General features: G+C 63.9%; 9 protein-coding genes and 2 pseudogenes. 9 read left to right on the plus strand and 2 right to left on the minus strand.

The features are described from left to right. Positions 1–24: 24 nt before the first annotated feature. The 7 genes and pseudogenes from purU (at position 25) to DM374_RS03950 (ending at position 7,615) form a co-directional block, all read left to right on the plus strand. Positions 25–879, plus strand: a complete 855-nt coding sequence (gene purU / locus DM374_RS03925; RefSeq protein ID WP_110968689.1) for a formyltetrahydrofolate deformylase — start codon at positions 25–27, stop codon at positions 877–879. A gap of 210 nt (positions 880–1,089) precedes the next feature. Beyond that, complete coding sequence (locus DM374_RS03930; RefSeq protein ID WP_110968690.1) at positions 1,090–2,487, plus strand: NAD(P)-binding domain-containing protein; 1,398 nt, start codon at positions 1,090–1,092, stop codon at positions 2,485–2,487. 30 nt (positions 2,488–2,517) lie between these two features. Further along, a complete protein-coding gene (locus DM374_RS03935) occupies positions 2,518–4,860 on the plus strand; it encodes a DUF1989 domain-containing protein (RefSeq protein ID WP_110968691.1) in 2,343 nt (780 codons plus the stop codon). A gap of 467 nt (positions 4,861–5,327) precedes the next feature. Then, positions 5,328–5,660 (plus strand): annotated as a pseudogene (locus tag DM374_RS34025) (PAS domain-containing protein); the annotation flags it as partial. Continuing rightward, a pseudogene (locus tag DM374_RS34030) lies at positions 5,640–5,903 on the plus strand (methyl-accepting chemotaxis protein); the annotation flags it as partial. The pseudogenes DM374_RS34025 and DM374_RS34030, both read left to right, overlap by 21 nt. Positions 5,904–6,062: 159 nt before the next feature. Beyond that, the gene (locus tag DM374_RS03945) at positions 6,063–7,424 is read left to right on the plus strand and encodes an ammonium transporter (RefSeq protein WP_110968693.1); all 1,362 of its coding nucleotides are present in this window, start codon (positions 6,063–6,065) and stop codon (positions 7,422–7,424) included. Positions 7,425–7,435: 11 nt separating this feature from the next. Beyond that, positions 7,436–7,615 (plus strand): hypothetical protein, encoded by a 180-nt coding sequence (locus tag DM374_RS03950; RefSeq protein ID WP_110968694.1) that lies wholly within the window; start codon positions 7,436–7,438, stop codon positions 7,613–7,615. Between the two features lie 118 nt (positions 7,616–7,733). Here the strand turns inward: DM374_RS03950 and DM374_RS03955 are convergent, their stop codons facing one another. Beyond that, positions 7,734–8,075: a DMT family transporter gene (locus tag DM374_RS03955; protein ID WP_110968695.1), complete on the minus strand. Its 342-nt coding sequence runs from the start codon at positions 8,073–8,075 to the stop codon at positions 7,734–7,736. 65 nt (positions 8,076–8,140) lie between these two features. Next, on the minus strand, positions 8,141–9,460 hold the full coding sequence (locus tag DM374_RS03960) for an ammonium transporter (RefSeq protein ID WP_110968696.1): 1,320 nt from the start codon (positions 9,458–9,460) through the stop codon (positions 8,141–8,143). Positions 9,461–9,863: 403 nt separating this feature from the next. On the opposite strand from DM374_RS03960, the gene DM374_RS03965 reads away from it, so the two are divergent. Continuing rightward, on the plus strand, positions 9,864–10,517 hold the full coding sequence (locus DM374_RS03965) for a hypothetical protein (protein WP_110968697.1): 654 nt from the start codon (positions 9,864–9,866) through the stop codon (positions 10,515–10,517). A 214-nt stretch (positions 10,518–10,731) separates the two neighbouring features. Then, positions 10,732–12,864 (plus strand): TonB-dependent siderophore receptor, encoded by a 2,133-nt coding sequence (locus DM374_RS03970; RefSeq protein ID WP_110968698.1) that lies wholly within the window; start codon positions 10,732–10,734, stop codon positions 12,862–12,864. The last annotated feature ends 14 nt before the right edge of the window (positions 12,865–12,878 follow it).

Here is a 12,878-nt window from a genome sequence, read left to right on the forward strand (position 1 = left end):
CTTGCCTGCACGAGAACCACCGATATGACCCACTACATCCTCAAGATCAGTTGCCCGGCCACCTCCGGCATCGTCGCGGCGGTCACCACTTACCTCGCGGGCCGCGAGTGCTATATCAGCGAACTCGCCCAGTTCGACGACGAACTTGCCGGACGCTTCTTCATGCGCGCGGTGTTCCGCTTCAACGACGGCGTGAAGCCCGATCTGGACGCCTTGCGCCAAGGCTTCATCGACGTCGCCGTGCCCTTCGCCATGGACTGGGACCTGTTCGAAGGCAACCGGCCGATGCCGGTGCTGCTGATGGTCAGCAAATACGACCACTGCCTGGCCGACCTGCTCTATCGCCACCAGAAAGGCGAGATGGACATGCGCATCACCGCCATCGTCTCCAACCACCTCGACTTGCGGCCGATGGCCGAGCGCGAGGGCATCCGCTTCGTCTACCTGCCGGTGACCCGCGACACCAAGGCGCAACAGGAAGCCGCGCTGCTGCAACTGGTGGAAGAGACCGGCACCGAACTGGTGGTGCTGGCGCGCTACATGCAGATTCTGTCCGATGACCTGTGCCGGCAACTGTCTGGCCGGGCCATCAACATCCACCACTCGTTCCTCCCCGGATTCAAGGGCGCCAAGCCCTATCACCAGGCCTACGCTCGCGGCGTCAAGCTGATCGGCGCCACCGCGCACTACGTCACCTCCGACCTCGACGAGGGCCCGATCATCGAACAGGAAGTGCAGCGGGTGGACCACGCCTGGCTGCCCGACGACCTGGTCAGCATTGGCCGCGACACCGAGACCGTGGCCTTGTCCCGCGCCGTGAAATACCACCTGCAACACCGGGTGTTTCTCAACGGCGAACGGACCGTGATTTTCCGCTGATACCGCGCACCGCACGAGCAATGCAAAACCTGTAGGGCGAGCTAGTCGGAGCGCCGAACCGTCGCGAAGCCCCCCTCGCCGGCCTGGACAGTTTCAGTTGCCGAGGCTGGGACTGCGTTGCAACGCCCTTCGCGAGCGAGCTCGCTCCTACAGAACCCTTTGAGCCAACAAGTGATGCTCTTCCGAGAAAACTCACATGGAGTACCCCCCATGAAACTGCGTGTTGCCATCATCGGCGCCGGCCCCTGCGGCCTGGCCCAGTTGCGTGCCTTCCAGTCGGCCCATGCCAAGGGCGCCGAAATCCCCGAACTGGTCTGCTTCGAGAAGCAGGCCGATTGGGGCGGTATGTGGAACTACACCTGGCGCACCGGCCTGGACGAACACGGCGAGCCGGTCCACGGCAGCATGTACCGCTACCTCTGGTCCAACGGCCCGAAGGAATGCCTGGAGTTCGCCGACTACAGCTTCGACGAGCATTTCGGCCGGCCCATGGGTTCCTACCCGCCGCGCGAGGTGCTCTGGGATTACATCCAGGGGCGCGTGGAAAAAGCCGGCGTCCGTCCGTGGATCCGCTTCAGTACCGCCGTGCGCGACGTGCGCTTCGACGCCGACCACCAGACTTTCAGCGTCACCGCCCACAACTACGAGCAGGACCTCACCTATAGCGAAACCTTCGATTACGTGGTGGTCGCCAGCGGTCATTTCTCCACGCCGAACGTGCCCTGCTTCCCCGGCTTCGAAAGCTTCGCCGGGCGCGTGCTGCACGCCCACGACTTTCGCGACGCCCTGGAGTTTCGTGGCAAGGACGTCCTTATCGTCGGCGGCAGCTACTCGGCCGAAGACATCGGCTCGCAATGCTTCAAGTACGGCGCCCGCAGCATCACCAGTTGCTACCGCAGCGCGCCGATGGGTTACCAGTGGCCGGAGAACTGGGAAGAAAAACCGCTGCTCACCCATGTCAAAGGCAGCACCGCGTTCTTCATCGATGGCAGCAGCAAGCACGTCGACGCGATCATTCTCTGCACTGGCTACAAGCACCACTTTCCGTTCCTGCCGGAGGCACTGCGCCTGAAAACCGACAACCGCCTGTGGCCGCTGAACCTTTACAAAGGCGTGTTCTGGGAGCAGAACACGCGGCTGATCTACCTCGGCATGCAGGACCAGTGGTACAGCTTCAACATGTTCGACGCCCAGGCCTGGTACGCCCGCGACGTGATCCTCGGGCGCATCGCCCTGCCCGATGCGGCGCTCATGCAGGCCGAAGACCTGAGCTGGCGCTCGGAGGAAGAAAACCTGCAAACCGCCCAGCAGATGTTCGAGTTCCAGGGCGAGTACATCCGCCAGTTGATCGAGGCCACCGACTACCCGAGTTTCGACATCGCCGCAGTGAACGAAACCTTCCTGAGATGGAAGAAAGACAAGTACGAAAACATCATGGGCTACCGCGACAAATGCCACCGCTCACTGATCACCGGCACCCTTGCCACGCCCCATCACACGCCCTGGCTGGAGGCGCTTGACGATTCCCTCACGGCCTACCTGGCCGATGACCCGCGCAGCGTATTGAAAACGCCGGAGCCGATCCCCGGCGCGATGACCACCTCGTAAGCGCGCAACCCGTCAGCCAAGGAGCCTTGCATGCAAACCCCCGTGATATCCCGACCGCTGGAGCCGGCGTTGTTCGCCCGCGCGGCGAGCCTGGAACGCCACCGCGTCGCCCCCGGCGGCATGACGGTGATTGGCCTTGAGCCGGGCGACCGGCTGGAGGTGATCGACCTCGAAGGCGACCAGCGCGCCGAACTGCTGGCCTTCGCCGGCAGCCGCCCGGCGCTGGGCGCCCTCGGCCTGCGGCCAAGCCCCGACACCGGTTTCATCAGCCACCTGCTGCACGACGGTAGCCGCGAAGCCGCGTACATGACCGAGGGCCTGGTGCGGCGCGGTATCGACTGCCGGCACCTGCCGGAGGCCGCGCGACTGTGGCCCGCCGGCACGCCGGCCAATCACAGCCGCCGCTTCCATGCCGCCGAAGCGCTGCTGGTGATGGTCGCCGCGCCCGGCGGGCCGACCGCCGTCGACAGCCAGGCGCGGGCCAGCGAGCTGCGCCTGCTGATCCACCGGGCCAATCCGCGCAATGCCCTGGCTCCGCCGCTGCCCGCTCCTCTGGGCGAGGTGGTGGACGAATTCACCATCCGCCCAGGCTTTGCGCGGGACTATTTGGTCAGTGCCGGCCAGTACATCCAGGTGCTGGACGTCGCCGGGCGGCAGTGCTCGGACTTCGTCGCCTTCGACCGTCGCGGCCTGGATACCGGCCGCGAAATCGACCTCGACCCGACCGTGACCCGCACCCTCAACGGCAGCGCCTACCCAGGGCCCGGCCTGTACAGCCGCTTCTACGACCGCAACCTGCAACCCATGCTGGAAGTGGTGCGCGACACCGTGGGCCGCCACGACACCTTCGCCCTGGCCTGCACCGCGCGCTACTACGAGGCGCAGGGTTACTTCGGCCACGACAACTGCAGCGACAACCTCAGCCGCGCCCTCGCCGCCCACGGCGTGACAGGTCGCCCCGGCTGGCCGGCGATCAATTTCTTCTTCAACACCGGGGTCGATGCCCACCAGCACCTGACCCTCGACGAACCCTGGTCGCGCCCCGGCGACTACGTGCTGCTGCGCGCCATGACCGACCTGGTCTGCGCCAGCAGTTCATGCCCGGACGATATCGACCCGGCCAACGGCTGGCTGCCCACCGACATCCATATCCGTGTGTATTGCGAAAAGGAGCGTTTCAGTATCGCCATGGCCACCCGAAAATCGCCCGACGCCGACCCGGTGCTGACCCGCGAAAGCGGCTTCCACCCCGGTACCACCGCCCTCACCCGCCAGTTCAGCGAATACCGCGGTTTCTGGACCCCGACCCAGTACGACGGCTACGGCACCCTGGCCGAATACCACGGCTGCCGCGAACGCGTGGCGGTGATGGACCTCTCCGCCCTGCGCAAATTCGAGGTGCTCGGCCCCGACGCCGAAGCCCTGCTCGACCACTGCCTGACCCGCGACGTGCGCAAGCTGGCGGTGGGTCAGGTGGTCTACAGCGCGATGTGCTACGACCACGGCGGCATGCTCGACGACGGCACCCTGCTGCGCCTGGGCGCCGATGCCTTCCGCTGGGTCGGCGGCGAGGACCATGCCGGTGACTGGCTGCGCGAGCAGGCGGCCAGGTTGGGTATGAAGGTGTGGGTCAAGAGCGCTTCGGAGCAGATCCACAACATCGCCGTGCAAGGCCCGCTGGCCCGCGCCCTGCTCAAGGAGATGATCTGGACCCCGGGCACCCAGCCGAAACTCGAAGACCTCGGCTGGTTCCGCTTCCTCACCGGGCGCCTGGATGACTACAACGGCCCGCCACTGATGGTCTCGCGCACCGGCTACACCGGCGAACTGGGCTACGAAATCTGGTGCCACCCCGGCGACGCCCTGCGCGTGTGGAACCGTGTCTGGGAGCTGGGCGACCCGTTGGGCCTGGTACCGCTGGGCCTGCAGGCGCTGGACATGCTGCGCATCGAAGCCGGGCTGATCTTCGCTGGCTACGAATTCTGCGACCAGACCGATCCGTTCGAAGCCGGCATCGGCTTCTGCGTGCCATTGAAAAGCAAGCAGGCCGACTTTATCGGCCGCGAAGCGCTGCTGCGCCGGGCCGCCCATCCGCAGCAGAAACTGGTGGGCCTGGAACTGGACGGCAACGAGCCGGCGGCCCATGGCGATTGCGTCCGGGTGGGCCGGGCCCAGGTCGGCGTGATCACCAGCGCCACCCGCTCGCCGGTGCTGGGCAAGAACATCGCCCTGTGTCGCCTCGACGTCGCCCACTGCGAGCCGGGCACCCGCGTCGAAGTGGGCAAGCTCGACGGCCAGCAGAAGCGCATCGGCGCAACGGTAGCCGCCGGCACCGTGGCCTATGACCCGGACAAAAGCCGCGTGCGCGCGTGAGGACGAAACTGGAGGAGAAATTGCTAGGTGTAAGCCGAGGGACTGTCCCCACCGTCAAGGAGTAGCGAGCGATGTGGTTCAGCAAAGCGTCCAGTGAACTGGCCAATGAAGTCAGCCAGTGGCTCGAACACCTGTCCAGCAACGGCGGCGGCGCGCTCAACCCGCCGGTTCTGCAGCGTCAGCCGCGTTTGGCCGGCGCCCTGCAGCACCTGCAAAGGGATTGGGCGGAGCTGCAGCGGGTACGCCTGCAGGCCGAGCGCCAACCGCCGCCGCCCTGCACCGCCGAGGAGCACGCTGCCCTCGAACGTCGCGTGGCCCAGGCCGAGGCGCAGGCTGCGGCCCTTGCCGCCGAGCGCGATGACGCCGAACAACGCTGCTTGACCCTGGAAGCCGAGCGGCAGCGCTGGGACGAAGAACGCCAGGTCTGGGAACTGACCAAGCGCACCCTCACCGAAGGTTGCTGGGCGATGAATGTGGTCAACGGCGACCCGGACCACCCGCAGAACGTGATCCGCTGGTCCGAGCAGTTCCGCAACCTGATCGGTTACAGCTCCGAAGCGTTCCCCGATGGCTGGGACAGCTACTTCGGCGTGGTCAATGCCGACGACCTGAAGAACGTGATGAAGGTCTTCAACAGCGCCATGGTCGACAGCCAGGCTGACGGGCTGTACGCCGTGGAATATCGCATGCGCCACAAGACCCGTGGCGAAGTCTGGTTCCGTGAGCGCGGCCGTTGCCTGCGCGACGCCAAGGGGCGATTGACCTGGGTGACCGGTGCGGTGCGGGAAATCAGCGACGAGAAAACCGCCGCCTCGCTGCATGACCGCGAGCAGGCCAGCATCCAGGCCACCTACGGGCAGATCGCCCAGGTCGCCGGGGTGATTCGCGGGATTGCCGAGCAGACCAACCTGCTGGCGTTGAACGCCGCCATCGAAGCGGCGCGGGCTGGCGAAGGTGGCCGCGGCTTCGCCGTGGTGGCCGACGAAGTGCGCAATCTGGCGCGCAGGACACAGGAGTCGGTGCAGCAGATCCAGACCATGTTGCAGAGTCAGTAGCACAGAATCGCTGGCCAGCCTCCACAGTACCTGTGGGAGCTGGCTTGCCAGCGATGAATCCCACAACAACAAAAGCCCCAAGGCAAGCAGTCCCCTTCCCTCTGCCCACCACAACTATTCCAGCGACAACGCATCGAGGATTGAGTGATGGAAGAACAGAAAACGCCGACCCTGGAGGAACTCAAGGGTCTGATCGAGATGACCAACACCCTCAATATGGAAATCTTCTATTGGTGGTGCATCGCCCTGATGATCCTGATCCACGCGGGGTTCCTCTCCTACGAAATCGGCGCCTCGCGCCTGAAGAACGCCCTGGCCGCCGGGGTGAAGAACATCCTCGCCTTCGGCTTCATCGTCCCCACCTTCTTCCTCTTCGGCTGGGCCATCTACAACGCCTTCCCCGACGGCATCGTGCCGCGCATGGACGCTCTCGCCGCAGCCATGCCCTGGAGCCAGAGCATGGGCCCGAACATCAAGGACAACGCCACCGGCATTTTCTGGGGCGCCTTCGCCCTGTTCGCCGCAACCACCGGCTCGATCCTCTCCGGGGCCATCATCGAGCGGGCGCGGATGAGCGCCTTCATCATCATGACCATCCTGCTCGGCTCGGTGCTGTGGCTGTTCGGCGCCGCGTGGGGCTGGCACCCGGAAGGCTGGCTGACCGTGAAGTGGGGCTACCATGACGTCGGCGCGGCGGGCGTGGTGCACATGATCGCCGGCTTCTTCGCCCTGGCGGTGGTGATCAACCTCGGCGCCCGCATCGGCCGCTTCAACCCCGACGGCAGCGCCAACGCCATCGTCGGCCACAGCATGCCGATGAGCGTGGTCGGCCTGATGCTGATCATCGTCGGCTTCTTCGGTTTCCTTGGCGGCTGCATCATCTACAGCTCGGGCGCGCAGTGGATCAACATCTACGGCGCCCCCACCACCCTTTCCGCCTTCGCCTTCAACACCTTGATGGGCTTCGCCGGCGGCCTGATCGGCGCCTACCTGACCAGCCGCGAACCGTACTGGATGATGTCCGGTGGCCTGGTCGGGATCATCTCCGTGGCCCCTGGCCTGGACCTCTACCACCCCGGCCTTGCGTACCTGATCGGCATGGGTGTAGCCGCCGTCGCACCACTGGTGAACAACCTGCTGCTGAAATTCCGCCTCGACGACGCCGTCGGCGCCTTCGCCGTGCACGGCTTCGGTGGCTTCGCCGGGCTGGTCATCAGCGGCATCTTCCTTGCTGGCTACCCGAACATGAACGGCATGGCGCCGATCAGCTTCTTCGGCCAACTGGGCGGTGCGGTGGTGATGGCGGCGCTCGGCTTCATCCCTGGTTACCTGGTTTCCTGGGCGCTGAAGAAAGCCGGCGTGCTGCGGGTTCCGGCGCATGCCGAAGAGCGTGGACTGGACCTCACCGAAGTCCCGGCCCAGGCCTATCCGGAGTGGAGCGGGATCTATGGTGAACCGGTCAGCAAACCCAAGGCGAACCTGATCGCCGAAAGCAAAGCCACAGTCTGAGGAGCAACGCCATGAGCATCAGTACCTACGAAGGCGCCAGCGCCGTATTCACCTTCGCCGACAAACCGGTCGTGCTCGGCTTCATCACCTTGGTGGTGGTGGCCGCGACCCTGTATGCCCTGGTGACGACGTTTGTGCATGAGAAACACAGCTATGCGATGCAGGATGAGGAATTGCCGAAGCTGAAGTGAGGTAGAGGATTCCGGGGCCTGTGGCTTGGGCCTCGGATGAAGGCTATCAGGTGCACGCCGGCAGATCTTCAGCGCCCTTCAGATCTGCCGGCGTGCACCTGATAGCCATGACGCGACCTCAAGCCACTTGACTCCCCCCCACCAGCTTCAACCCGACAATCCCGCCAACAATCATCAACAAGCACAACCCCTTCAACACCCCCAGCGATTCCCCCAGAAACAGGCTGCCATACACCACCGTCCCCAGCGTGCCGATCCCCACCCATACCGCATAGGCCAGGCCCAGCGGCAATTCGCGTACCGAGAGGCTCAGCAGGTAGATGCTCAACGCCAGAAAGAACCCGCAGTACAGGCTCGGCCACAGCCGGGTAAAGCCTTCGGTGCGGGGGATGATCGAGGCGTAGAACACCTCGCACACGCCCGCGAAAATCAGGTAGCCCCATCCATTCAACCCACCCATCGCACAACTCCCTCGATCCCAATGAAAACGCCGACGCAAGGCGTCGGCGCGGGGTTTTGCAGCACTCAATTGGAGTATTTGTAGCCCACCTCGCCATGGGCGGAGAGGTCCAGGCCATCGACTTCGGCTTCTTCATCCACGCGCAGGCCACCGCACAGCGCCGCCGCCACCTTGAAGGCGATCCAGCTAGTGATCGCGGAAACGCTGATGCTGAACAGGATCGCGCCGGCGTTGATCGACAACTGTTCCATCAGGCCGCGACCTTCGGCAAAGCCCTGGCCGCCAATCGCAGTCAATGCGAAGACCGGAGTCAGCAGGCCACCCAGAATGCCGGCCACGCCATGCACGCCGAACACATCAAAGGCGTCGTCCAGGCCGATCATCGGCTTGAGTTTGTCCACTGACCAGACGCACACCGGACCTGCGATCAGGCCCAGCAAAATCGCGCCCATGGGCCCGACATAACCGCACGCCGGGGTGATCGCCACCAGCCCGGCGATGGCGCCGGAGATCGCGCCGAACAGGCTCGGCCGGCCGCGGTGCTGCCACTCGACGAGGATCCAGCCCAGCGCCCCGGCGCAACTGGCGAGCATGGTGTTGACCATCACCAGCATCGCGAAACCATTGGCCGCCAGCGCGCAACCGCCGCAGAACCCCAGCCAGCCGACCCAGAGCATGCAGCCACCGGTGAAGGTCATGGTCATGTTGTGCGGTGCCAGCGCCGAGGTGCCGAAACCGCGTCGACGCCCAAGCATCCAGGCCCCGACCAGCGCGGCGATACCAACGTTGAGGTGCACCACGTTGCCGCCGGCAAAATCCTGCACGCCCAGGTTGAACACCCAGCCGCCGCCCCAGGCCATGTGCGCCATGGGGATGTAGTTGATGCTCAGCCAGATCGCCATGAACACCAGCACCGCGCTGAACTTCATCCGTTCGGCAAAGGCGCCGACGATGATCGCCGGGGTGATTGCGGCGAACAGCAGCATGAACAGGAAGTAGAGGTATTCGGGGATGGTGCCGACCACCGTGTCCTTGGTCACGCCACTCATGAACAGCTTGTCGAGGCCGCCGATCACCGCTTGCAGCGAACCGCCATCGGCAAAGGTCAGGCTGTAGCCGTAGACGGCGAACAGCACCGCCATCAGCGACGAGGTGCAGAACACCTGCATCATGATCGACAGTACGTTCTTGCTCCGCGCCATGCCGCCATAGAACAGCGCCAGGCCCGGTAGCATCATCAACAGCACCACCAGCGAGCACAACGCCACGAAGGCGGTGTCGCCACTGTTGATCGCGGGCGGCGCTTCCTCGGCCAGGGCCGCAGTCGCGCTCAACATCAGGGAAAGGCCCAAGGTACCGCGGACCACAGGTGAAAACCGGATCATTGCCCACTGCCTCCAATCGATGGGGATGCCTGCACCCCGTGCTCGGATGACGGGTCGGCATTCGGATGCCTCGGGAAGAGCATCCTTCCACGTGGCTGTTGAGTTGCCCCATGGACAAGGCAATTGGCCTGCCAAGTTCTGCGCGCTGCCTTCATCAACATTCAAGCAGATGATTTAAAAGACTTTTATTTGAAGATTCGACGGGAAGACGGTCTTTTTAATATTTCCCCAAGGGAAAGTTAGTTTCTTTTTGTGCAACTTTTAAGTGCACTTCACCGTAAAGGTGCTTCACTCCGGGCGGCCCGCTTCAGCCTCGTGCAGCGCAGCTCAGATTCCCGAGGCAGTCGAAGAGACATCACCTTGATATCATCGCCCAAAACCAAGGACTGGAGAGTCTTGAGCAATGACTACAAACGTTGATATCGCCGCCACGCTACACCGTAAATATGGCGTGCTGGTCGAGCCCTCTTCGCTAAGCGACGAGGTGGTCCAGAGGCTGGCCAAGAAGATCAACTACCCGCGAATCACGTCCTGGCAAACATTGAAAGACTGGAGTGACCGGGTGCTCGGGGAAGGCGAGTCCGTGCGTTTTCTGCTTCCGCAGTCGCCAGGCCGCAACACCCATTTCGGCACACTGCGCTTCCTCAGCGAAGAAGCCCGGGAATTGGTCGAGCATATCGCCGAGCGTCAGGTGGACCAGGCGATCGGTCAACTGGAGGAGGCCGAAGAGGACGTCGATTTCGACGATGAAATCGAGGCCGAGGTCGCCGTCTTCGCACCCGGCGCCGCGGAAGTTGAAGCCATTACCTCGAGCGCGCAACGCGGCCTGAATACCTTGCACGCCCTGCTCGAAGAAAGTGACCGCTGGGAACCGGTGATTGCCGCACGCATCGAAGACCTGCTCAAGCAGCACCGCGGCACAGAAGAAGTGGACACGCTGAGCGTGATGAGCGCGCTGCTGGACCAACTGAACAAGCCGATCAAGGCGATCCGCGAACTGAACGAAAAGCGCTCGGCTGACGTAGCCCGGTCGATGGCGCCCGCCGTAAGCAACTAAGCCAAAACGCCTCCCGCCAGGCCGGTAATCCGGCCTGGCATCTCTACGCTAGAACCGCGTAAGACCCTCTATTCCAAGACATTTTTCTGTCTGACCCATCAAGTTTTCTGGCATACCATCAGTTTAAAAAGTATTTGCAAATGCGAATTACACGCAGATACTATCGCCCGCCTTTCTCGTTGTCCTACAACCTCCCGCCAGGATTTCAAACTCGATGCGTCGCACGATCGTCTCGCTGTGCCTGCTCCACGCCATTCCTTCGCTGGCTTTGGCTGCCCAGTCCCCCGAAAACGCCACCGGCAACGTCCAGCTCGACGCGGTGAACATCAACGCCGACGCCGCCGACTACGAGCGCGCCGACGGTCCGGTGCAAGGCTACAAAGCCACCCGCTCCGCCAGCGCGACACGCACCGACACGGCGCTGCACGAAACCCCGCAATCGATCAGCGTGGTACCGCGGGATGTGCTGGAAGACACCGCATCCACCCGCCTGCAGGACGCCCTCGACTACGCCGGCGGCGTGGGTCGGGCCAACAACTTCGGCGGCCAGGGGCTGACCACCGTGACGGTGCGCGGCTTCACCACCGGCGAGTACTACCGCAACGGCTTCCCGATGAACCGCGGCTACCCCAACGCCCCGGACGCCAACAGCGTCGAGCGCCTGGAAGTGATTCGCGGCCCGGCCACCAGCCTGTATGGCCGTGGTGATCCTGGCGGCACCTTCAACGTCGTCAGCAAGCAGCCGCTGCCGGAAACCAAAGTCACCCTCGGCAGCCAGTTCGATGACCAGGGCATGCACCGCGCCACCCTCGACGCCACCGGCCCGCTGAACCAGGACGGCAGCCTCGCCTATCGCCTGAACATCCTCGGCGAAGGCGGCGACAGTTTCCGCGACGATGTCGAGAGCGAGCGCTACGAAGTCGCGCCGGTGCTCAGTTGGCAGGTCAATGACGCCACGAAGATCATCTTCGAAGGCGACTTCATGCGGAACAATCACCCGCTGGACCGCGGCCTGACCCGCTACACCACCCAGACCGGCAGCGCCTCCCGTGACACCAACATCTGGGAAAAAGGCAGCGACAACCTGCTGCACAACGATAACGACATGGCCCAGTTGCGTTTCGAACACGCCCTGAACGACAACTGGACCCTCGGCGGTGGCTTCCAGTGGTTGGACGGCACCCTGCAGGGCAACGCCGTCGAAGCCAATGGCGCCCCGGCGGACGGCCGCACCCTGCAGCGCAACTTCAACTGGCGCAAGCTGGACTGGACCGACCGCGACTACCAACTGAACCTCACCGGCCACTTCGACACCGGCGGCTTCGCCCACACCTTGCTGACTGGCGTCGAGTACGAAGACTATGACTACCAGTCGATCATCCTGCGTTCCGCGACCGCCAATGACACCTACCCGATCGATATCTACAACCCGGTGCTGGGCCAGCAGCGTCCGGCCCTGACCCGCACCACCACCCACGACCAGGAAAACCTCAAGACCTGGGCCTACTTCCTGCAGGATCAGGTGGCCCTGACCGAGCGTCTCAAGGCACTGGCGGGTGTGCGCATCGAACGTTTCGAGCACCACTACGACAACTACCTGCCGGGCACCAAGGGTTGGGAAGCTGCGGAGAACGCGGTGACACCGCGCTTCGGCCTGATCTACGATCTCACCGACAGCCTCGCGGTCTATGCCAACACCGCGCGCTCGTTCAAGCCCAACAGCGGTGCCAGTCTGCAAGGCGACGGCTTCGAGCCGGAAAAAGGCAAGTCCTATGAGCTGGGGATGAAGTGGGAAGCGCTAGACCGCCAGCTCAGCGTCGACGGCGCGATCTACCACATCGTCAAGGAAAACGTGCTGACCCGCGACCCGACCGACCCGAACTACAGCATCGCCGCCGGCGAGGTACGCAGCCGCGGCCTGGACCTCAACATCGCCGGCAACCTCACCCCCGAGTGGCGTGTGATCGGTGGCTACGCCTACGTCGATGCCGAAGTGACCAAGGACAACCGCCTGCCGACCGGCACCCGTCTGGCCAACATCCCGCGCAACAGCTTCAGCCTGCTCAACACCTACGAGTTCCAGGACGGCGTTGCCAAGGGCCTGGGTCTGGGCGTGGGCCTGAAGTACGTCGGCGACCGCAATGGCCAGACCGAAGCCGTGACCTACACCATGGAGCGCTACAGCGTGGTGGACCTGTTGAGCTTTTATAAGGTCAACGAGCATGTCCGGCTGAACCTGGATGTGAAGAACGTCTTCAACAAGGGCTATGACGAGGGGGCGTTCAACACCTACGCCTACCCGGGTGCACCGCGGACAGTGCAGGCGGGGGTTGCGTACACCTTCTGAGCGAGCTGACAGAC

The organism is Pseudomonas huaxiensis (genome assembly GCF_003231275.1).
Lineage (GTDB): Bacteria > Pseudomonadota > Gammaproteobacteria > Pseudomonadales > Pseudomonadaceae > Aquipseudomonas > Aquipseudomonas huaxiensis.